At 41.7% G+C, this 22,369-nt stretch carries 15 protein-coding genes, 1 tRNA gene and 1 pseudogene; 6 read left to right on the top strand and 11 right to left on the bottom strand.

Annotated features, from left to right (window positions below):
• Positions 1-61: 61 nt before the first annotated feature.
• The 5 genes from R7Z77_RS11215 to R7Z77_RS11195 form a co-directional block, all read right to left on the bottom strand.
• The gene (locus tag R7Z77_RS11215; RefSeq protein WP_318136661.1) at positions 62-856 is read right to left on the bottom strand and encodes a DUF262 domain-containing protein; all 795 of its coding nucleotides are present in this window, start codon (positions 854-856) and stop codon (positions 62-64) included.
• A gap of 8 nt (positions 857-864) precedes the next feature.
• Positions 865-1,566, bottom strand: coding sequence for a SprT family zinc-dependent metalloprotease (locus R7Z77_RS11210; protein ID WP_318136660.1), 702 nt, complete (start codon positions 1,564-1,566; stop codon positions 865-867).
• Between the two features lie 31 nt (positions 1,567-1,597).
• On the bottom strand, positions 1,598-4,969 hold the full coding sequence (locus R7Z77_RS11205) for a type I restriction endonuclease subunit R (RefSeq protein ID WP_318136659.1): 3,372 nt from the start codon (positions 4,967-4,969) through the stop codon (positions 1,598-1,600).
• Positions 4,970-5,070: 101 nt separating this feature from the next.
• Positions 5,071-6,306 carry a restriction endonuclease subunit S gene (locus R7Z77_RS11200; RefSeq protein ID WP_049879910.1) on the bottom strand — a complete coding sequence of 412 codons (1,236 nt, stop codon included), beginning with the start codon at positions 6,304-6,306 and terminating at the stop codon, positions 5,071-5,073.
• Positions 6,307-6,308: 2 nt separating this feature from the next.
• Positions 6,309-7,979 carry a class I SAM-dependent DNA methyltransferase gene (locus R7Z77_RS11195; RefSeq protein ID WP_318136658.1) on the bottom strand — a complete coding sequence of 557 codons (1,671 nt, stop codon included), beginning with the start codon at positions 7,977-7,979 and terminating at the stop codon, positions 6,309-6,311.
• Positions 7,980-8,844: 865 nt separating this feature from the next.
• Between R7Z77_RS11195 and R7Z77_RS11190 the strand changes: the two genes are divergently transcribed.
• The 4 genes from R7Z77_RS11190 (at position 8,845) to R7Z77_RS11175 (ending at position 15,877) form a co-directional block, all read left to right on the top strand.
• Entirely contained in the window at positions 8,845-9,480 is a 636-nt protein-coding gene (locus tag R7Z77_RS11190) for a recombinase family protein (protein WP_318136657.1), read from the top strand.
• A 1,347-nt stretch (positions 9,481-10,827) separates the two neighbouring features.
• Entirely contained in the window at positions 10,828-11,712 is an 885-nt protein-coding gene (locus tag R7Z77_RS11185; RefSeq protein WP_318136656.1) for a P63C domain-containing protein, read from the top strand.
• 2,603 nt (positions 11,713-14,315) lie between these two features.
• A complete protein-coding gene (gene hipB, locus R7Z77_RS11180; RefSeq protein ID WP_256954248.1) occupies positions 14,316-14,564 on the top strand; it encodes a type II toxin-antitoxin system antitoxin HipB in 249 nt (82 codons plus the stop codon).
• Complete coding sequence (locus R7Z77_RS11175) at positions 14,564-15,877, top strand: type II toxin-antitoxin system HipA family toxin (protein ID WP_318136655.1); 1,314 nt, start codon at positions 14,564-14,566, stop codon at positions 15,875-15,877. Before hipB ends, R7Z77_RS11175 begins: the two co-directional genes overlap by 1 nt.
• Before the next feature lie 34 nt (positions 15,878-15,911).
• Here the strand turns inward: R7Z77_RS11175 and R7Z77_RS11170 are convergent.
• Positions 15,912-16,159 (bottom strand): annotated as a pseudogene (locus R7Z77_RS11170) (IS66 family transposase); the annotation flags it as partial.
• A 334-nt stretch (positions 16,160-16,493) separates the two neighbouring features.
• Positions 16,494-16,570, bottom strand: a tRNA-Arg gene (locus R7Z77_RS11165).
• 203 nt (positions 16,571-16,773) lie between these two features.
• Here R7Z77_RS11165 and folD point away from each other — a divergent pair.
• Positions 16,774-17,634, top strand: coding sequence for a bifunctional methylenetetrahydrofolate dehydrogenase/methenyltetrahydrofolate cyclohydrolase FolD (gene folD / locus R7Z77_RS11160; RefSeq protein ID WP_005382297.1), 861 nt, complete (start codon positions 16,774-16,776; stop codon positions 17,632-17,634).
• A gap of 67 nt (positions 17,635-17,701) precedes the next feature.
• Here the strand turns inward: folD and R7Z77_RS11155 are convergent, their stop codons facing one another.
• From R7Z77_RS11155 to R7Z77_RS11140, 4 genes are all read right to left on the bottom strand, one after another.
• Complete coding sequence (locus R7Z77_RS11155; protein WP_005382298.1) at positions 17,702-18,901, bottom strand: NupC/NupG family nucleoside CNT transporter; 1,200 nt, start codon at positions 18,899-18,901, stop codon at positions 17,702-17,704.
• A 257-nt stretch (positions 18,902-19,158) separates the two neighbouring features.
• Positions 19,159-20,103 (bottom strand): LysR family transcriptional regulator, encoded by a 945-nt coding sequence (locus R7Z77_RS11150; protein ID WP_005382299.1) that lies wholly within the window; start codon positions 20,101-20,103, stop codon positions 19,159-19,161.
• Positions 20,104-20,191: 88 nt separating this feature from the next.
• Positions 20,192-21,163 (bottom strand): lytic transglycosylase domain-containing protein, encoded by a 972-nt coding sequence (locus R7Z77_RS11145; RefSeq protein ID WP_005388330.1) that lies wholly within the window; start codon positions 21,161-21,163, stop codon positions 20,192-20,194.
• Positions 21,164-21,211: 48 nt separating this feature from the next.
• Complete coding sequence (locus R7Z77_RS11140) at positions 21,212-21,493, bottom strand: YcgL domain-containing protein (protein WP_005382303.1); 282 nt, start codon at positions 21,491-21,493, stop codon at positions 21,212-21,214.
• Between the two features lie 197 nt (positions 21,494-21,690).
• On the opposite strand from R7Z77_RS11140, the gene minC reads away from it, so the two are divergent.
• Positions 21,691-22,353: a septum site-determining protein MinC gene (gene minC, locus R7Z77_RS11135; RefSeq protein WP_005382304.1), complete on the top strand. Its 663-nt coding sequence runs from the start codon at positions 21,691-21,693 to the stop codon at positions 22,351-22,353.
• Positions 22,354-22,369 lie beyond the last annotated feature (16 nt).

The following is a 22,369-nucleotide window of genomic DNA, read 5'->3' as shown; positions in this document are numbered from 1 at the left end:
GCTACGACGATTAATGGGTGTAGCCGATCAGATCGTAGCTTCTTGATTTAGTTCCATCGATTTAAGCAACAAAGCCGTAATCAGTAGAGATGAAGGCCTCATCATTCTCGATATGTGCAATAAACTCAGGGGCTTTAGCAAGGTGACAAAAGTAATCAATCGCTTTTCGTAAAGTATTACCATTGAATTCTTCATTCGCTGCAATCTTTGACATAGCAAAATCTGCTTGGCTCAGGACGACCCCTTTAGAATTAATTCTGATAAAGATTTCCGTTACCGTTTCAATATCAAGCTCCGAATCCAGCTCAATCATGCCGATCTGTTTTTTTACGATGTCACAGAGCTTATCAATACGGTCATAAATCAAATCCGCTTCAATATCAGAATTAAGCTCTAGGTACTTTGGAACAAGATGATGCACCTTTACCTCACCACTCATTAGTGGTGCTATATCATTCACCCAAGTTTTGTCTTTCTCAATTGCAGGGTTCAGTACTTCAAACTTTTCTTCTAATGGATTAAAAGCTATCTTGATCTTAACAGTTTGGTACTTCTGATTAATTACAGGTTGGCCCGTGAGAGCTGCTTGTAAAGCGGTGACACGTTGCTGTCCATCAATAAGTACTTTCTTACCCTCAGAAACAGAGCCATCTTTGAGTTTTACGTTAGGGTTTTTCCAGGCAATGATGTAACCGACGGGAAAACCTTGGTACAAACTATCGATCAAGTCTCTTACTTTTGATGAATCCCATACGAAAGGACGTTGAATCTCGGGTATCGCTATCTCACCTGACTTAACCCAGTTGACCACTGAATCGATCATGTACTGATTTACTGTATATTTTTGAGTTGTCATTATTTTCCTTATAAACCCATACCAGAACGCTCTACCTCTTCATGCAGCTCTTTCCAGTCAGGACAATACTTGGCGACTAGTTTCCAAAAGTTTTTGCTATGGCTTTTTTCTACGGTATGACATAGCTCATGAAGGATTATGTAATCCATCACCTTATTGGAAAACTCCATGCAACGAGGGTGGAACTCCAGAACATTGTTCTCGGTGCAGTTAGCCCAACGTGCATCAAACTTTTTTATGTGGAAAGTTGTGGCTTGCATACCCGTTTCCTGCTGCCAATAGCGTAAACGAGAAGCAACTTTGTCTAAGGCTTTTTGTTTGTAGAAACGTTCTAAAGCTGGTTTGAATCGCTCACGGCTGACGAAGTGGCCTTCGGGAGAAAGAACTTTAAAACGGCTTTGGTTAAACTTCACTTCTACCGTCGATAACTCTGGCGCAGGGATCACTTCACAATAGAAAGAACGACCACGGTAGGGCGCTCGGCTACCTGTGACGATTTCTTCTTTTAACGGTTGATTTACTTCGGCTAGGCGCTCTTTGATCCACCTTGCTCTATACTGAATCAGCTCTCGTTGCTCGTCCTCAGAGGCACTTGGGCCTCTAAGAAGAACGGTCTTACCTCGTTCTACAGTAACGTAGTGGTGACTGAGTTTTGAATCGAGCTTAAATTCCCACTCGATTTCAGTTGTACCGTATTGAAAAATTGGCATCTGTTTCTTTCGTCATTAATGAAGCAAAGGATCAGTTGTTCAGCATAATACTGAAAATTTCAGCAGAGTGCTGACGTGCTACTGTCATATCCCAGCCTCCAAGACCACGTAAAATCGTTCTGATTGTTTTCTTGATCTCATTGTGAATATCAGTCTGTTTTTTCCATATCGGAGACAACATTACTTCAGCGATATCAGGGTGGCTAAAGATGCCTTTAGTCCATGCCAGAGCTTCAGCTTCCTCTACCTGCTTTTCCAAGTAGTTGAACACGGCTCGCTCTGTTGCTGTTTCCAAGCCCATTTCAGATGGTTTTGCATCTTTATCACGAACACGCTGAGCAAAAAGTTCTAGCTGCTCTAGGAATAGAGCTTGTTCAATACGTCCTTCACGTTCATCTTGGATAAGTTTCTCTAGCTCTTCTTCCAAGTCGCCAAAGAAGGCAGGATCTTTACCTTTACCCGTCTTAATGGTGTGTTTGAGTTTGTTCTTCATGACCAACGCTGCACTCCCTGCACTTTTTTGTTTGCGGAGTAGATCCATATCTGCAGCATCCAGAATTGAAACTTCACGACCTAGCAAGCTCTTAACTTCACTTGCTTCTATATGCTCGTCGAGCATGTTTTTAAGCAGCTCAGATTCAGATGCGGTGATGCGAACCGTATCAGCACTCTCAGGCATTTTGTTGCGCAGTTGGAGTTTTATCTCATTCAGCACTTTGAAGTAAGGCTGATATTTAGATGCGCGTTCGTCGGGTAACACGATATCTAAGCGGCTATTGAATCCAGCGAGAGCAACGAGGAAGTCTTCAACAATATCTAGACGAGTATCTGGGTCTAGGTAGAGATCTGCATCCTCTTTGTAAGGTTCTGGTTGCTTCACGGGATTGTGCTTTTTCGGAAGAATGTCTAACACTTTTGTCAAAGCTGATTGAAGACGTGGTAACTCCGCTTCTACGTCCGTCCATACTTGATCGGGTTGTACGTCACCCCCATAAACTTTCAGCGCTTCATCTAGGTACTCAACTACACCGAAATAATCGACAATGTAACCCGCTTTCTTACCTTTTCGAGTTCGGTTTACACGAGCAATAGCCTGAAGCAAAGTATGTTCTTTTAGCGGTTTATCCAAATATAGAGTGCTGACAATAGGAGCATCCCAGCCAGTTAACAGCATGTCAGAAACGATGATTAACCCAATGTTGTTAAACTTGGTTTCTTCTTTGGTATTAGCAGACTCATCACCATACGGTAGCTTAAATTCATCGTTCACCAAGCTTGGGATCTTTTCTGACGGTACAGCTATCGGTGTTTGGCCTTGTTTGAGTTCTCGCTTGATACGCTCTTCGATAGTTTCAAGTTTTGAGGTTGAGCCTGATGCATAATGAGCTTGTTGTTCACTAATACCTGTACGCTTATCTGTCATACTACCGAGAGAAATAACCACTCGGCTTTCAAAGGTCGGCAGACCTTCGTTTTGACGTTCCTGCATGATTTGGTTCAGTACGTCTTTATAGCGAACAGCCATATCACGCCCGTCACATACCAGCATGGCTTTAAAGCCGCGAGGCTTCACACTTGATAGAAAATGTTCGACGAGATGGCGAGCATTCTCCTCAATACGCCCGATAGCACCACGACGTTTTTTGAGTAACTCTTGCTTTAGCTTTTTCTTACGGGCTAAAGGCTCATTACCAAATTCATCCTCAAAAGCTTGTTTTAGCTTTCCGTCGCTACCCCATTGCGCCATACCTTCAAGATATTTAATAGGCAGCGTTGCACCATCTGCAACCGCCTCGTCGAGGCGGTAAGTATCGATGTACTCTTTACCGCCGAATGTACCCAGGGTTTCTTTATCGTCTTTAAAAAGCGGGGTGCCAGTAAATGCTATGAACTTGGCATTAGGTAAAGAAGCACGCATGAATGCAGCAAGGAATCCATACTGGCTGCGGTGAGCTTCATCAACCATCACGAAGAAGTTTGGCTTGGTACTCAGAACACGAAAATCAACTTTCTCTTCGCTCACGAGTTCCCATTTGGCTTTTTTAGGGTTGCCATTAGCATCGGCTTGACCGTGAAGAACATTGTTCTCCTTCAAAATCCAGCACTGTTCTTGCCCAGAATCATCCTTCCTCAAAACGCGTCTGACACGACTTTTAGAGTCTGCAATGGAATCCTCATCTTCAGACTCTTTTGCGGCCTGTATCTGCTTACCATCGCTTTCTTGAAACTTTTGAACGGTCGAAGTGAAAATGGTGCCGTAGTCATTGCTGAGCATGGCTTCTAGCCCAGCGACGGAATCTGCTTTAATCGATTCAAGGCCGACATTAGTAAAGGTATTGTGGATCTGACGGTCAAGGTCAGTGCGGTCGGTAAGAATCAAAATACTTGGGTTATTGAAACCAGAAATTTCGGCTCGCATTAAACGGGCAAGTAGTGCCATCGTCAGTGATTTACCACTCCCTTGCGTATGCCAAACCACGCCGCCAAGTTCTTGGCCTAATAGCTGTGGGTCTTTACCCTGTAGACGGAGTAGCGTTTTCTCTACGGCACGCCACTGTTGGTAACGTGGCAGTTTCTTGATCATGACGCCTTTTTCAATTTCATACATAGGGTAGAAACAGACTAAACGCACGAATCGGGAAGGCTCGAATAATGCCCACAGTAGCTTGTCTTGCTCTGTAGGCTTCTTTCCTAATCGATTTTCTAATTCGGTAAGAACAATGTTCTCGTCAGGCTTTTTCGGATCAAATTTGTAAGTTAGATAGAACTGTTCTGACGCATAGATAGCACCATACTTGGCTTGGCTGCGGTTAATGGCAGCACAAACCATATTAAAGGCAAAGTGTTGAGTAAAAGTGCCTTGGTAGCCATCAATTTGTGCAATGCCTTTGCTGAGCTTAATTGAGCTGTTTTTACACTCAATCAAGCCCAGGGGTAAGCCATTAATGAATAACAATAAATCTGGCTTAAAAAGTTCATCGTTGGCATTTTTACCGATGTACTGATCAACCACATGGAATAAGTTACCCTCGGCACCCGTTTGGTTAATGAAGCGGATACTACGAGGTTGACCATATTTGTCTTTTTGTTGCAGGTTCGATTGAAACAGAACATGCTTCCAGAACGCATGGTTAGCCAGCATTAAGTCGCTGTTATGTTCAAACCATATGTCTCTGAGCTGTTTAATCGCTTTGCCTGCTCCGTTTGGAATCTCGGCCAGCCAAGGATTAAGGGCGTGTAGCCTGTCAGTTAACACTGACTCCAGAATAACAGGCTCGGTCTTGTGTGTTTGCTCTACATTTCGACCTTTAATATGCTGATAACCAAGAGTTTTTAACCATTCAATCGCTGGGCGTTCTACCCCAACTAGCTCTGGATTTGATGATTCAGCCTGACCTGACATACCTTATTCCTTTATTTATTGTTATTCATTTTTTATTGTTCATTTAAATTACATTTTTTGTTTTTTAGATGCCTTCGTTTGAAGGCATCATAGAGCTATAGCTAAGCTGCTTCAGTTTCCTCAACAGGAACTCGCCATTTACCCGTAAGTAGCTTCTGCATTAAGCCTTTTTTCAGTTGCTGGGTTTCGTGTTTTTGAGCTTTCAAAAGGGCAACTTTTTTATCGACCTCTGTCAATATACTTGTGATTGCGGCTTGCTCTTTAAAATGTGGTATTGCTATTGGTGTATTACGTATTGTTTTTAAAGATAAATTTTTGATAGTTGTGCCTGTTAATCCCATAGCAAACCATTTGGATACGTTTGAGGTGGATAAGTAGTAGTATAGAAACTCTTTTTGTATCATTTCTTTGGGAGAAAGGTATGCAGCACTTTTGCCCAAAACAATAGAGCTTCCATCGTAATACGCCAAGCTTCCAATAGTTCCATTGATAGATAGTAAAATAGTGTCTAGAGATAGCTCCTTTTTGTGCTTATCATACTCATTTTTAGACACGCATTTAGTTTTTTTAGTAATTACTAATTTGCCATTCTTTATGTTATTTCCATTTACAAACCTGTACTCTGAATCTTCAACATATTTAGGTGTTGTGTGAATGCCATCACCAATTTTTTCACAAACATCATTTAGAGTTTTTGGTTGCCAAGCTTGAGGGTATTCTCCTGTCGGTAATAGATAAAACTCAGTATGCGGTTGCCACTCTCCATTCTCGTCCTGAACACCGACACCTTCTGAAAACAGCTTTTGCATTAAGCCTGTTTTAAGCTTTTCGGTTTCTGCAATTTTTTGGTCGATAAGGTCGATTTTCTTATCAACAGTTGAAAGGATATCTGCAATTTTCTGTTGTTCTTCGATTGTAGGGATAAGAATACTCATCTTCGCAATCATTTCCATTCGCACCGAATCTACAGAACCTTTTGCACTCATTCGTGATACACGCTGAAAAAAGCGATAGCGAAAAAACTGGTAGAAATACCTTCCTAAAACGTGAGGTTTAAAGTTATGGATGTTATAGACACGTTGATGGTAGTGAAATTTCCCATTCACATAGTGATAAATCTTACCAACTCCTACACCATCACCTGATGTCAAAACTCCCTCTCCATCAAACGTATATTTGTTTACTCTTTCAATAGTGTTTGAGCGTACAAAAAAGGGATATTTACCACCATCTTCTCGGTCTTGAGTATCTCCAGTGCCTGTTTTTATCGATGCAAAGTCTTCGATGTGCTCAACTTTCCATCCATCAGGAATGTTATTAATCTTATTACCAAGCATAATTAACCCTGTTTAATGATGGATGACAATTGTTTAGATAAAGATTGATCAACCTCAGCTAGTTTCGAATCAATATTTGTAAGATTGTTCAGTACATCTTGTATATCTACAATTTCTTCGGGTTCTGAAGTATCTACATATCGACTGATGTTGAGATTAAAGTCATTCTGTTTTATTTCTGCAATATCGACAACGCGTAGATATTTATCAACCGAGACAGAGTCCAGCAACTTAGAAAGTTTATCTTCCGTTTGCTTTCCTGCATCAACTAAAGTTTGTTTCGCTTTGCTGTACTCGGTCGTGATGCGCTTGATATCGCCTTCGCGAAGGAAGTTCATCGCCTTACCTTCACCAAACTCGGCGGAAGCATCAACGAAAATAACCTTGTTCTTCAGTGCAGCAGGTTTGTCTTTATTGATGATCAAAACAGCAGCCGCAATGCCTGTGTTGAAGAAAAGTGCTGGCGGCAAACCAACTACACCTTCGATCAAGTCGCCTTTAAATTCATCGTTGCCGATAAGCATACCTTTACGAATTTTACCCTCATCACCTTCACGGAAAAGTACACCGTGAGGGACGACAACGCCGATACGACCGTCATCTTTCGTTGAGGCAACCATATGCTGAACAAAGGCTAGATCTGCTTTTGTCCTCGGTGCAACGCCAAGACCAAAACGACCATAAGGATCTTTAAGGTCAGTGCTGTATTTCACGTTTCTCTCTTTGCCACTTTTTCCATCAATGATTTTACCGTCATTGAGTTCTAGCGGTTCCCACCACTTAGATTGAGAGAAAGGTGGGTTGGCAATCACACGGTCGAACGTTTGAAGGCCTTCGCCATCTTTATGTAATGGATTTACCAGTGTATCGCCGCGCTTAATGTCACCATCTAGGTTGTGCAAGAACATGTTGAGTTTAGCAATTGCCCATGTTCCTAGGTTCTTCTCCTGACCGTAAAGTTTACAGTTAGGCTTGCCCATGATGGTGCCATTCTCGTAGTTCTCTTTGATGTGACGAGCGGACTCAACCAACATGCCGCCACACCCACAGGTCAAATCATAAATCTCATGGCCTGGTTGTGGGTCAATCAGCTTAACGATAAGTTCTACCACTTCATGAGGGGTGTAGAACTCGCCGCCTTTCTTGCCAGCATCATCAGCAAATTTACCAATCAAATACTCGTATGCATCACCAAGTAGGTCGGCTTTGTAGAGGTTTTTATTGCCCAGCTTGTGCTGGTTAAAGTGACGGAGTAGGCGAGTTAGTAACTCATTGCTGAGCTTCTCTTTATCGCCAAATTGAATGGCGGTAAGCACTTTTTCTAGTGATGGGTTTTGATGTTCGATTTCAGCAAAGGCTTCATCGATGTACTCACCAATATTTTCCGTTCTTTCGATCAGCTTGTTCCAACGTGCATACACAGGAACGAATTGCTCTGGGTTATCTTCCTGAATGAGCGCCATTGCATCTTCGGCGCTGCAACCTTCTTCTTCCATCACGGCTTCTACACGCTCGTCAAATACGTCTGAAAGACGTTTTAAGAACAGGAGACCAAAGATATAGTTTTTGAAGTCTGAGCTATCTACTGTGCCACGCATGATGTTTGCGCTGCCCCAAAGCCATGTTTTTAGCTCTTCAAGGCTGATTTTTTCTACTGCGGTATTGGTTGTCATAACTTTCTCGATAGAAGTGCATTCGCTCTTGCGAATCCTTTTACTAATTAGTCGGGATTATACCTGACTGGAGTGCTAGTTTAAGCAAGCTCTAGCCATAAAAGTGGTGGAATCATGATTTAAGAACACTGTTCTATAGTTTTTTTGTTTTTAATCATGTAATTCGAAATCAACAAAAAATTAAAACCGACAATGTGAACAGTGTTCTCTTATCCCCCAAAGACCAATAAGAAAAATTTACTCTTAAAAATCAAAGGTATAAATATAACAAGTGGCAACTTAGATTTTTCTTGTCACTCGTCTCAAAACAAAAAACAAAAAACAAAAAACAAAAAACAAAATTTGCTCTAGTGACTCCGATAGCAACTAACTTCTATCTATCAATGATGGTAATGCCAAAGAGCAAAGCTCTTTAGCTTATTCTACTTTACAAGGTGAACTCTTTGCATGCTCGTCAGATTATGAGGTTTGATACTAAAGGATCAACAGAATATTACTCCGTACAAGATAACTCGGTATAGGTAAGCAATCAGTAGCAAAGTTTAGTGATTGGTTCTCCATTTACACTGACGCAGAAAACATCGGGAACACTGTTCTTGCCACTTTGTGACTTCACTCCCCCCTTCTTTATCAAACTGAACTTAAGCATTCAAAGCTTTATAGTTCCGAGCATGTCACTAGGCAATGCTAAAGAGTAAGCTCTTTAGCTTTTTCTATTTTGTTTGTTATATGAACACTGTTCTTTGGTTCTTTTAGGTATACCCGTCACATCTATATGAGCTTGAGCGTCATTTAGGTTGAACTCAGACTTAAATGAACTATAGTTCACTAGAGTATCTAAATGAACCATTAGGAATAAGACAGTATGATTTATGGATATTTGCGAGCATCTACTTCGGAGCAAGATGCTACTCGTGCAAAAACTTACCTCGAAAGGTTTGCAAGTGAGCACAAAGTAACAGTAGCAGAGTACTTCATTGAAAATGCTTCAGGTCGAGATTTTGACCGACCTATCTTAAATCAGCTTATCGATATTGCAGAAGATGGTGACACCATCCTTGTGGAGCAATTAGATCGCTTAACACGTCTATCAAGCGAGGATTGGGAAAAGCTAAAAAACAAGCTAGTTCAATCTGGCGTATCGATTGTAGCTGTCGATATCCCTACGAGTTACCAGTTATTAAAGAATGACGACTCTATCGGTGATGAGCTTACGAACATTATTTTCAAGAAGCTGAATGAACTTCTCTTTGATGTACTCGCAGCGATTGCCGCGAAGGATTATGAAGATCGTAGAAGACGACAAGCGGAAGGAATAAATAAAGCTAAGAAAGAAGGCAAGTACCGAGGCAAACAGCAGACTCAAGAAACTGTTGGAAAGTGCCTCAAGGCTAATCAATACATCGAATCAAATGGGCTATCACAGCTCAAAGCCTGTCAGTTAGCTGGAGTATCAATTTCAACCTGGCGGAGATTTAATAAAAGTAACAGACCAAACTAAGCAGGACTAAAATCACATATACTAACTCATACACGATCTGACAGATTTGATTATAAAGTGTGACTTAATCGTACACCCACACTCGACATCACACAGCTCACTTTTGGACAGAACGCTTTAGAACTATTGCCCTAATCCACTGTAATCAGATTAGGAAAAGTATGTTAATACTTATATGTCTGTTGGGTATTGAACTTAGAACTAACCTTCGCAGAATCTGACAAAGTAGCACCAAATGAAACTAAATGCTTAAAATATTAAGCTAATTAGAACACCTTTTCGGTTCAAAACCCATACAATGTCGTTTTTTTTGACTGGGTGTTTTTTAGTCAGAAATTAAAGGGGAGGAATATTGACTGTAGATTCAGTTGGTTGATGGTTTATTATATTCAACAGCACGATAGTAATCCAATTTAATAACGGTCGCTAGATTGTTTAAATATTAGACTACCAAACCACGTTAATTTTTCAGGTTAGAATGTTAATGCTTTGAGGTTTAGACTACCCGTCATTTTAGAGAAATATTTTTCAAGTACTACGAAGTTTTTATTTTTGAATATTGTTCTTATATTACCACGGAATTTTAATTTTTCTCTTACCAGAAAAACTATTAAACACTTTTCGTCAGCTCTTAAGTTTCTCGTCCTTATAATACCATAAAATATTTTTTATTTAAAACCCCCACAAAAAAATTAAAATTTTTGTGATTTTTAGTTTCTCCCCTGAGAAAACCACTTTTTTATTTTTGTGATAATACTACTTTTTTATTTTTGTTTTTATTATACAAAATATTATTGAACAGTCATCATCTCTCTTTTATCTTTTCATCCTTATATTGCCACAACCCTTCCACTATAGTCATCATTGTAATGCATTGATATAAATACACTTTATGCATTTCGCAACATGTTAACATTGTTAGCATTTGATTAACTTCATTAATTATTTAATTTTCAGCACCTAAGCACAAACGAGCCAACTGTATATAATTCACACTGTTTAAATATTGTTCGGCTCACGATAATTTTTTGCACTTCCAATCTTTTCATATTTTATTATCCTACGCACATCGCTAGGCAGGCAGAAACTTGATCAGGAAGCTCATTAGGTTATATCCAATAATGTTTATTGCTAAAATTTAATTCTTGCTATATAGGAAAACTTACTATGTATAAATCCATTTCAAATAAGACAAAAAATAATTTGAAACACATTAAACGTCTATCCAATGAGGTGAAATTATATTTCAATAGCTTTCAGTCATTCGATCCGCACGACAGTTCTGTACCCACCTATGAAATTAGTTCTGGCAATGTCTATGTACTCAATAGGGCATTAAGTTGCACAGTGACCAATAAAGGCCATCGGTTACTTAATGATACCGCGCTTTTTGAGGCATTTAATCGTTCACGAAAGGGCGAAAAACGTCTCGACGGTATGCCAGCAGTCATTGGGGCCAACAACCTTCTTCCGCATGTAACGCCTGAAATTCAGGAACTTGCTCAGCGCGTGTACTACGAAGACAAAAATGGTAACACTAGGTATGGCTATCGAGCGGAGTTGGTCGGTTCAATCTGCATTCTCTATAGTCGACTAAAGCGTGAGGGTCAATTACATCACACACAATACGATCTGTATTGGCGTTGCATCGAGATGATGGAAGAATCTGTCAGCTCCTCCATTGTATCACTCATAGACGAGGCCTGCGGTATCGCTCGCTCTGCTAGCGAAACGCCTGCGACGGATGCGCTGAAGAAAATGACAACATTGAAGAATCAACTGAGCGCTGTGCCAGTGGATGGTATGTTCCCCGTCGCGTTTTATGAGCAAGTGCATCGTGTTTATGGTCATAAATTCCGTGGCATGGGTAAAACTCAGCAATGGGTAGCACAAGTCACACTCCGCTACGTCTATAGTCTGCTGCCACCTGAAGTTCAGAGTTTTTTAAAAAAAAGCCGAACGTACAGCGATAAAGGTCATCCGAAACACAAGATTTATCAGCGCCTTACAGAGGATATTGGCTATGCCATCCTAAAGTCGCACATCTCAGAAGTTACTGGCTTGCTACGTGCCTGCCCGTCAGGTCAACCTCGTAAGTTCAAGTCCTTATTTCAAACATTCGCTGAGAACAAACAAAATGATTTTGTAAATATTGATATTGATTTTGACTATTACATACAGGAAAGCGACGAGAACCGCGAGCTGTCTCGTGAGTTAGAACTGGCTAGCTAATTAATAATAGGGGTTAGGGACTAACGTTCGACAAGGTTAATATGATCTAGTAGTTTATCGCTATCCCTCCCTTTGGTATCGCTTTTTCCGACCTCCTTTACCTGCATCACTATCGGCCACAAAAGGCTTTCCCATAGGGAGCGATACAGGCTTACCCTGTTCCGTATGTTACGTAAAATGTCAACTTAGATGCTCACTCTAGTACGGAGAGTATAACGATCACGAAAGGCCACTGCCCAACTCCTTTCCGACTCTCATTGCCATTTTGGCCACAGCGTATTAACCACTTCCGCTGCTTCATCACATAACGTACCTTTAATGGATTCACATGCGTTCATCATATTGACTCCCTAGCACTTACCCGAACTGTGGTTTTCAGGAGGAACATCCTCTCACGATTTTGTTCCCACTCAGTCTAACGGCCAAGTTTCGTTACATTGTCGGATTCGCTACTTTATTCAGAATCCTAGGGGCATCTGGTGATACATTCACTCTTGTCGTGGTGAACAACGCTTCATACGACTTCAGGTCTGGTCACATCGGGGAAGTGAAACTGACAGATTGCCCCAACTCATTCATGTCCCATTCCGAGCTGGTAACTAGGAAGAAATCCTTCTCAGTTTCTTTTCAACTCATAATTTTTCAACCTTTATCGTCAGCTTACTCCAGCTCATGGGAATAGTGCTGTTATTTTCATATCGTCATTGTGTAGAGACAATAAAGTTTGCCCGTAGCGCACAACTTATTGTTTCGGTTAGTAGAGTATTGATGGCTGTTAAGCCAATGCCCTGAACAGGTCTGGTTAAGACCTACACCATACGGGCAAACTCTATTGTCATTCGCCTTGTTTTAACGAGCAGAGTTTATTGTTCCTGCACAACTAGTTTTTAGTTACTTGCCCTATTCCCACGCATGGGAATCAGTCATGATCGGCATGCTCTGAAAAATCGAGTGCCACTGATTTTAAGCTACTCGCTCTATTCCTACGCATGGGAATCAGCCATGATCGGCATGCTCAACAAAATCGAGTGCCGCTGATTTTTAGTTACTCGCTCTATTCCCACGCATGGGAATCAGCCATGATCGGGATACTCAGTAAAATCGAGTGCCGCTGATTTTCAGTTACTGGCTCTATTCCCACGCATGGGAATCAACTTGATCGGCATACTTAGCAAAATTGAGTGCCACTAATTTTTAGTTAGTTTCTCTATTCCCATGCATGGGAATCAACCTTATCGGCATACTCAACAAAATCGAGTACCGCTGATTTTCAGTTACTTGCTCTATTCCCACGCATGGGAATCAACTTGATCGGCATACTTAGCAAAATTAAGTGCCGCTAATTTTTAGATAGTTTCTCTATTCCCATGCATGGGAATCAGCCTTGATCGGCATGCTCAACAAAATCGAGTACCGCTGATTTTAAGCTACTTGCCCTATTCCCACGCATGGGAATCAACCATGATCGGCATACTCAGTAAAATCGAGTGCCGCTGATTTTAAGCTACTTGCTCTATTCCCACGCATGGGAATCAACTTGATCGGCATACTCAACAAAATCGAGTGCCGCTGATTTTTAGTTACTTGCCCTATTCCCACGCATGGGAATCAGCCATTATCGGCATGCTCAACAAAATCGAGTGCCGCTGATTTTTAGTTACTTGCTCTATTCCCACTCATGGGAATCAACCTTATCGGCATGTGTGCAGGAACAATAAACTTTGCCCGTTAAAACACGGCGTTTGCCCGTAAGGTGTAGGTCTTAACCAGATCTGTTCAGGGCATCGGTTTAACAACCATCAATACTCTACTAACCGAAACAATGGGTTGTGCGCTACGGGCAAACTTTCTTGCTTACGGGCAATCTTTATTGTCTCAACACACGTCATACCTAATTGATTAATTAGGTCCCACTGTCATAACCGTATTCACATGCGTGGGAATGGCTGTCTGACCTTCATATCTTGAAATTTAATTGGTTAAACAACCCTATGTCATAACCACTTTCTCATGTATGGAGTAATTGAATGATGTGATACGCCCTAACTAACCAAGCTAGCTCGACTTGGAGTATTGTTTAGGAAACTTCAGAATTGGTAATTTAAAAGTGCAATGAGCGCGAAATACAACATAACGCTCGGTTTAATCAAATGACGGGTATTAATGTCGAGTCAACCAATCATTGATCCAGAAATAGCTACCAGATTAGATATGTAAAAACAGAAACCAAACATTAAGCATTTGATTTGTAATAATATAAAAGAAAAAGTAACAGACTCAGATCCCCTAACCAAGTTTTATTAGCCTATTTGAGATCTTGTTTAAGACATCAAAGATGTATGCCTGAATAGATATATCCTATAGAGGGGTAAAGCATTATCTATCCCCTGAAAGGGATAATGCACTATCTATCCCTTTTAGGGGATAAAGCATTATCTATCCCCTGAAAGGGATAATGAATCATCTATCCTCTGGAAGGGATAGTCATGTTATTATCGCTTGTAAGGGATAATATCACTAAAAATCTATAGCAAATTTTGAATATAGGTCGAATAGGTTATGCGGATCTCACTAGATAAACAGACTACTCGGGGGTAGTACAAATGATATATAGCCCAAAACAACTCGCAGACAGAATGCTCCTCATAAGGCAAAAAAATCGCTGGAGTCAAAGTGAGCTAGCAAAAAAAGTAGGCTTAAAACAATCGACTATTTCTAACTTTGAAAATAATCCCAGTGGAACAACACTTTCAACCTTTTTCAAACTGCTTCAAGCGATGGAGCTGACAATAAGTGTATATGAAAAAAATCATAAGCCAGAGAGCAATACTAATAGTGATGAGGATTGGTGATGCAAGAATTAGTCGCATATATGAACGGAGAGCTTGTTGGTAGATTACAAAAACAAACAAATGGAGCACATTCTTTCAAATATGACCCTAGCTGGATTGATAGTGATAAAGCCCGCCCTTTATCACTATCATTAAAACTACAACTAAATTCTATAAAGTCAGACGCAGTCATCAACTACTTTGATAACCTTTTGCCTGACACCCCAAAAGTTCGAGACAGAATTGTAGCAAGATACAAGGCAGCATCTAAACAGCCATTTGATCTTCTCAAAGAAGTCGGGAAAGATAGTGTTGGAGCAGTCTCATTATTGCCTCCAGATCAACCTTACAAAGAAGAGCCTCTTAGCTATGAAATATTAGACGAGAACAAACTTGAAAATGTACTTCTCGCCTACAAGTCGGACATCCCACTAGGAATGCTAGAAGAGGAAGATGATTTTAGGATTTCTGTAGCAGGCGCCCAAGAAAAAACAGCTCTACTTCGCTTCAACGAACAATGGTGTATACCAAAAGGTAATACACCAACAACACACATTATAAAGTTACCTATCGGTGAGATACAGCAAGCTCAAGCAACATTGGATTTAACAGATAGTGTTGAAAATGAATTCTTATGTATTGAGTTAGCTCGGGAGCTTGGTTTTCAAGTACCTAAAGTTGAAATCATCCAAACAAGTGAAGTAAAAGCATTAGCAGTAGAGCGCTTTGATAGACGTTGGAACCGTGATAAAACAAAACTATTGCGTTTGCCACAGGAAGATATTTGCCAGGTAAATGGAATGCCCTCATCTATCAAATATGAATCTCAAGGTGGACCTGGAATTGCAGAAATAATGGATCTATTAATGGGTTCTAACAATGCAATCGAAGATCAATATAACTTTATGAAATTCCAAGTTTTTCAATGGGCTATCGGCGCAACAGATGGACATGCTAAAAACTTTTCTATCTTTATAGAAAAAGGAGGAAGCTACAGACTAACCCCTTTCTACGACATTTTATCAGCATACCCAGTACTAGGAGGAAGAGGCCTAAACATTCGGAAGTTAAAGCTTGCTATGGGGTTAAAAGCAACCAAGGGTAAAAAGTATGAGATAAGTAAAATCTATCCTCGTCACTTTATTGATACAGCTAAGCATGTAGGTTTTGACCAAGAAAAAATGCAAGCGATTCTTGATGAAATGCAAGTTGAAATGCCTAAAGCTATTGAGCGCTTAAAATCCAGATTACCTAAAGAGTTCCCGACTCAAATTGCTGACTCTATCTTCAACAACTCACTTAATATGACTGAAAAACTAAAACTAGGTAGCTAAGACGTAAGCGCCCATGAACCTACGGGGCGGTTTGCTAATGTTTGAAGTTCCATGGTAGAAGCGCATCTATATTAGGCTCAGCTTTCGCTGTCTCGACGATGCTGTAAAGCATCGCACTCGCTTCAACCTCATTTGGATTGGTCGAGAAGAGACCGTTTTTTCTGCCAATGACCAGAGGTTTAATTGCACGTCAGCACTGTTATTGTCGATAGTTAAGTGGCTGTCGTCAATGTAGCGAATAAGTTTCGGCCATTGTCCGAGCGTGTATTTTATCGCTTTACCTGACCATTACATGGATAAAACTAAGATCTTTCATGAGCATGTTCAAAGTACAGTCAACATCAGCCCTGTATTGCCTTTGATATGAGTTTATAAAGCACTTGATATATCCACACCATAGTAGCACTCCTTCGGTATCAACTAGGATTTGGCAATACATCGATGCCCAACTCCCCAATGTAAACAAAGCACGTACTAACATTGAAAGGGGAATAGTAAGCATGGTAATTCAGTTAGTTACATTAAGCTTCACGCTTACTTGACTAGTTACTTGACTAAAAATAGCAAAAACGAAAAAGGGCGTAGCAAGTACTAACCTGCTACGCCCCGAAATAAATGGCACGCCCTATAGGATTCGAACCTATGACCACATCCTTAGAAGGGACGTGCTCTATCCAGCTGAGCTAAGGGCGCGCTACAGGGACAGGATTATACGAGTTCAAACGGGTAAATCAACGGGTTTTCATAACATTCTGATCTGAATGCCTAAAAAAAGTCCATTAAAACGCTTAATGTTCAAAAACACCACAAAGCAAACGTTTGCTTATGGATGTTGATAAGAAATTCTGCGACAATGCGCCGCAGATAATCTGCCTTCTTAATTTATAAGGAAAGTCATGACTGCTCAAAATATAGACGGAACTCTCATTTCCCAAACTGTTCGATCCGAAGTGGCTGCACGTGTTAAAGCACGTGTTGAAGCTGGGCTACGTGCTCCTGGTTTAGCAGTGGTTCTAGTTGGTGAAGATCCTGCCTCTCAGGTTTATGTCGGTAGCAAACGCCGCGCATGTGAAGAAGTTGGGTTTGTTTCTAAGTCTTTTGACCTTCCTGCGTCTAGCTCAGAAGAAGAGTTACTAGCGCTGATTGATGAATTAAACAATGATGATGAAATTGACGGCATTCTAGTGCAATTACCCCTTCCTGCGGGCATAGACACAACACATGTTTTAGAGCGCATTCACCCAGAGAAGGACGTGGATGGCTTCCACCCTTATAACGTTGGCCGTCTTGCGCAACGTATTCCAAAGCTTCGCTCTTGCACGCCAAAGGGCATCATTACCCTACTCGACCGTTACAACATTGAGCTACGTGGTAAACATGCGGTTGTGGTTGGCGCATCAAACATTGTTGGTCGTCCAATGACACTTGAGCTGCTGCTTGCGGGCTGCACAACAACAACATGTCACCGTTTTACCAAAGACCTAGAGAGTCATGTGCGTCAAGCTGACGTTGTCGTGGTTGCGGTTGGTAAACCTAACTTCATCCCTGGTGAGTGGATTAAAAAAGGCGCAGTGGTGGTCGATGTCGGTATTAACCGTCTTGATTCAGGTAAACTAGTTGGCGACGTGGAATACGACAAAGCACGTGAAAGTGCGAGCTTTATTACTCCTGTTCCTGGTGGCGTTGGCCCAATGACCGTCGCAAGTTTAATTGAGAACACGATGCTCGCTTGCGAACAGTTCCACACAGACAAATAACGTAAATTTCAGATACGAAAAAGGCTCCGCAAGGAGCCTTTTTGCTAATTGTTGATATCTATTTCAATTACAGACTTAAAATCACGCCCGCAATAGAAGCGCTCATTAAGTTCGCCATGACACCAGCGATAATCGCACGGAAACCATGCTTAGAAACAAATGCACGCTTTTCTGGTACCAAAGAGCCCAACCCTCCAATCAGCATCGCCATGCTTGAGATATTTGCAAAGCCACACAAAGCAAACGTCACGATTGCTTGTGAGTGTTCACTAAGTTGAGACTTCACTTCTGCAAGCTGGATGAAAGCGACGAACTCATTCACCACAATCTTGTTACCAATCAGCGAGCCTGCTGTGGTTGCTTCTTGCCATGGTATACCCAACAACCAAGCGACTGGCGCAAACACAAAACCTAGGATGAGCTCAAAACTTAATGGTGTCCCAATCAGATCACCTATCCAACCTAACATACCGTTTAGCATTGCAATGACACTAATAAACGCCAGTAACGTACCACCGACCGATACAGCAATGCGTACACCCGCCATGGCACCATCGGCTAATGCTTCTACTACGTTGGTTGCACGTGGAATTTCAACTTGGCTAATGTCGATATCTGCTGCTTTATCCGTATCTTCTGGCATTAAAATTTTTGCCATCAACAAGCCGGCAGGTGCCGACATAAATGCAGCTGCAATAAGATAGTTGAGGTCGACACCCAGTGATGCGTAACCGACCAACGTTCCGCCAGCAACTGACGCTAAACCACCTGTCATAACTGCAAAGAACTGCGAGTCAGTCATGTGTTTTAGGTAAGGCTTTACCATCAATGGTGCTTCAATGGTACCGACAAAAATGTTTGCTGTTGCAGACAAAGACTCCGCACGACCGATACCCAGCAGCTTTTGAATACCACCACCGATAAAGTTAATGATTTTTGGCATCACACCAATGTGATAAAGACCTGAGATAAGAGAGGAGAAGAAAACGATGATACCCAGAACATTGATCGCAAAGGTGAAGCCCCCTGTCGCCAAATTACCGAATAAAAACGCAATGCCCTCTTGACCATAGTTGATCAAATTCGACACAACACTGCTCACTGAATTCAGCGCATCTCTTCCTGCTGGTACATATAAAACCAACAACGCAAACAGTACCTGCAAAGCAAACGCAAACGACACCGTTCTCAGCTTTATATTTTTTCTATTTGTAGAAAGTAGCCATGCTAGGAATAGTATGGCTACGATACCAATAATTGAGTTCATAAAATGAATCCGACAGAAGGGGGATATGGAAGGCACCGGATTGTATAGCGGACTCAAAATGCTGCAAGTTGAGGATGTTAACAGTGTGAAAAGTTTAAGCGACCAATAACTGACCAACAAAATAACCAATTGAATTTATTGAAGATAAACGTTTGCTTATTTTAATTATTTCCATATGGAAAATATGTTTCTGGTTCAGGAAAAATTTTTGTGAAGTGAATCACCTTATGTGTCGTTCTACAACGTCATTGATCCTGTTATTTAGGAATAGAGATGTAAGGCGCCAAACGTTGGTCCCAATGACAAGGGTTGCCGATCTTCTGTTTGATAAAGTTAATCACTGCGGATATTTTTTTTGGCATATGCTGGCGGCTTGGGTATACCGCATAAAACGGCATCGACTGGCTGGCTTTCCAGTCAGGTAACAGCTGTATTAACTTACCCGTTCTAAACTCATCCCCCAGCAAGTAAGTGGCAAGGTAGGCAATACCCCAACCTGCAATAGCCGCATCCCGAACGGCTTCTGCCAGATCCACTGAATAGTTACCCGAGACTTTTACGTTCAATTCTTGCTGATCTTTGGTAAACGCCCACCCCGTATAGTCACGCTCCCAGCTTCTGTATATGAGGCAGTTGTGAGCAGATAGGTCATCCGGTTCTGCTGGCGTGTCATGTTTCAATAAGTAATCTGGCGATGCCGCAACAACAAACTGGCAATCCGTCAAACGCTGCGCAATGTAACCTTCAGGCAAATGCTCGTTGTTGGTTACCCATAAATCGAGCCCTTCGGCTAACATATCGACCTTATAGTCAAACAGATGTACTTCCACTTGAAGTTGAGGATACAGTTCGCGTAACTCTTGAATCGCTGGAATAATGTGTAAGGTACCAAATGATTGCGACAACCCAAGACGTACCAAACCTGCTACTTCATCCCGCTGGGTTTCCATCTCTAATGTGGCGCTGCTCACCGCTTGTACCACTTGCTCACAGTGATGAAAAAAGGTTTTCCCTGCCTCAGTCGGCGTAAAGCTTCGCGTAGTACGTTGAACAAGCTTGATACCAAGAGACGCTTCTAACTGACTCAACTGTTTACTCACATGAGACACCGACACGCCTAAGCTCTTTGCAGCAGCTGTGAAGCTTTTGTGTTTAAGAAGAGCGGAGAAAATCACCATTTGTGCGGCACGTTCAGATAACACGCTTTACCTCGATTTGGTTATAGAAAAAACAAAGGGCTCCGAAGAGCCCTTGTATTGAAGACTGAATGCCAAATTGTTTGATGGCAGATCAGTATTTAATGCGGTCAGCCAAGTGACTCACAGCAAGTGCGAAGTAGTAAGAGCGGTTCCACTTCATCAATACGTTGTAGTTATTGTAAACCAGATACGTACGACCATTCTCGTCGTCCGGCATGATCAACCATGCTTTGATGTCTTCATCCAGTTTTGGCAACGGGCTACCGTCATATTTTGTGATACCTAATTGGCTCCACTCTTGAAGGTATTTGCCTTTTTCAGCCGTGCGCCCTTCTAGGCTGCGATCAATATTTTTAGGAACCTTAACTTGGCGACCCCAAGTATATTTATCATCCCAACCAGACTTGCTCAAATAGTTAGCGGTTGATGCAAACACGTCCGCTTCAGATTGCCATATGTCTTTTTTACCATCACCGTTGCCGTCAGCAGCAAAACGAAGGAAAGAGCTTGGCATAAACTGGCATTGACCCATCGCACCAGCCCATGAGCCTTTAAAGTTCTCTAGCTCAATATGGCCTTGATCGAGGATCTGAAGTGCCGACATAGTCTCTTTACGGAAAAACTCTTCACGACGGCCTTCAAATGCCATTGTGGATAGTGCATCAATCACTTTAAAGTTGCCGGTAAACTTACCAAAGTTACTTTCAACTCCCCAAAGTGCCACAATAAAGCGCGGGTGGACACCGTACTCATCGCCTATACGCTTTAGCTCGGTGTAATGCTCTTTGTAGAGTTGTCTGGCTTGCTTCACCTTCCATTCAGGCACCGCGCGAGGAATGTACTCATCCAATGTCAGTTTCTTTTCTGGTTGGTTTCGGTCCGCTTTTACTGCTCGGGGCTTGTACTCAACATTAGCAAAAGCAGCACTAATGACCTGCTCTGAGATACCTTTATCACGAGCTTCAGCACGCAGCTTATTCAAGTATTCATCAAAACCCTCGCTACTTGCAAAAGCCGAGGTACACATACCAACGCTAAGCATGGTAGCCAGTATCTTTTTCATATTGCCCTCCTTGAGCAAGGCAGAAATCCCAGATGAAAAACGATGACGTTATTCGCCTTTCTGCTGGGCTTTTTGTTCTTTGTACTTTTCTAATAGGTTCTCCGGCGGCGGTGGAACCTGAAGAAAGAAGCCATCATTTTGTAATGAAGCCTTCACTTTTTCGATATCAACTTGTGCCAATTTACGGCCATCAAGTTTAATCGTCATGACAGCGATAGGCTTACCGAACATCTGCATTAAGGTGTCAGGAACCTGTGAAAAATCATCCTTTTTCGGAATATAGAGATAAGTACCTTCTTTTTTCGAGCTTTTATAAATAGAACAAAGCATGACACGCCTTTTATGCTGATTTAGCCGCGTTGAGTGCGGATTAGGTTGAAAACGTCAAATTCTCGCAAACTTAATAGCAAATTTGAGATTAATTCACCTATTTGCCCACGAGAGAACTTGCTGCGTCAAAGGATGGAATATAACATGACATACCTAGTTTAAGGCAACGCTCTTTCAATAAAGGCAAGAAGTCCACGATGACCCATTCACCAGACCTTAAAGGTAGCAGTTTTACATTGTCAGTTTTACACCTTTCTGACAATGAGATCGCAAAGACTGTCGAATTTTTGCAAGAAAAAGTTTCTCAAGCACCTTCTTTTTTTGCATCCGCGCCTTTGGTAATCAATATAGCAAAAGTACAAGGCGACATTGATTTCCCTAAGCTTAAACAAGGCATCTCAGATGCCGGTTTTATTCCGGTCGGTGTAACGGGCTGTAAAGACAAGCGTGTACAAAACCTTGCTTCCGAAGCTGGCTTCGCCATTATGTCGGCGAGCAAATCGCCAAGCCAAGCACCTGCCAAAATGGCACCAACGAAAGTAGTTCGTACGCCTGTCCGCTCAGGACAACAGATCTACGCAAAAGATGGTGATTTGGTGGTGCTAGCGCACGTAAGTGCAGGTGCTGAAGTCATTGCTGACGGCTCTATTCATATCCATGGCACACTTCGAGGTCGTGCGATTGCAGGAGCAAGTGGTCAGCAGGAAGCGCGTATTATTTGCCACGATTTACAAGCAGAACTGGTATCCATTGCGGGTGACTACTGGTTAAGCGATCAAATTGAAAGCGAGTACTGGCAAAAGAAAGTAATGATCAGTAAAGCCGATGAATCATTACATTTAGAAGTTCTCGCGATTTAATCTAAAAAGGAAAAAA

It is taken from the genome of Vibrio sp. 1401, from assembly GCF_033340295.1.
This window is presented reverse-complemented; position numbering and strand designations above follow the sequence as displayed.

What these genes read in the sequence shown, in the direction of transcription:
- R7Z77_RS11140 (WP_005382303.1), bottom strand. Translation starts at nt 21,493, where the DNA reads ATGCTTTGTTCTATTTATAAAAGCTCGAAAAAAGAAGGTACTTATCTC.
- R7Z77_RS11175 (WP_318136655.1), top strand. Translation starts at nt 14,564, where the DNA reads ATGCAAGAATTAGTCGCATATATGAACGGAGAGCTTGTTGGTAGATTA.
- R7Z77_RS11145 (WP_005388330.1), bottom strand. Translation starts at nt 21,163, where the DNA reads ATGAAAAAGATACTGGCTACCATGCTTAGCGTTGGTATGTGTACCTCG.
- R7Z77_RS11200 (WP_049879910.1), bottom strand. Translation starts at nt 6,306, where the DNA reads ATGCTTGGTAATAAGATTAATAACATTCCTGATGGATGGAAAGTTGAG.
- minC (WP_005382304.1), top strand. Translation starts at nt 21,691, where the DNA reads ATGACCCATTCACCAGACCTTAAAGGTAGCAGTTTTACATTGTCAGTT.
- R7Z77_RS11155 (WP_005382298.1), bottom strand. Translation starts at nt 18,901, where the DNA reads ATGAACTCAATTATTGGTATCGTAGCCATACTATTCCTAGCATGGCTA.
- R7Z77_RS11215 (WP_318136661.1), bottom strand. Translation starts at nt 856, where the DNA reads ATGACAACTCAAAAATATACAGTAAATCAGTACATGATCGATTCAGTG.
- R7Z77_RS11210 (WP_318136660.1), bottom strand. Translation starts at nt 1,566, where the DNA reads ATGCCAATTTTTCAATACGGTACAACTGAAATCGAGTGGGAATTTAAG.
- folD (WP_005382297.1), top strand. Translation starts at nt 16,774, where the DNA reads ATGACTGCTCAAAATATAGACGGAACTCTCATTTCCCAAACTGTTCGA.
- hipB (WP_256954248.1), top strand. Translation starts at nt 14,316, where the DNA reads ATGATATATAGCCCAAAACAACTCGCAGACAGAATGCTCCTCATAAGG.
- R7Z77_RS11195 (WP_318136658.1), bottom strand. Translation starts at nt 7,979, where the DNA reads ATGACAACCAATACCGCAGTAGAAAAAATCAGCCTTGAAGAGCTAAAA.
- R7Z77_RS11205 (WP_318136659.1), bottom strand. Translation starts at nt 4,969, where the DNA reads ATGTCAGGTCAGGCTGAATCATCAAATCCAGAGCTAGTTGGGGTAGAA.
- R7Z77_RS11190 (WP_318136657.1), top strand. Translation starts at nt 8,845, where the DNA reads ATGATTTATGGATATTTGCGAGCATCTACTTCGGAGCAAGATGCTACT.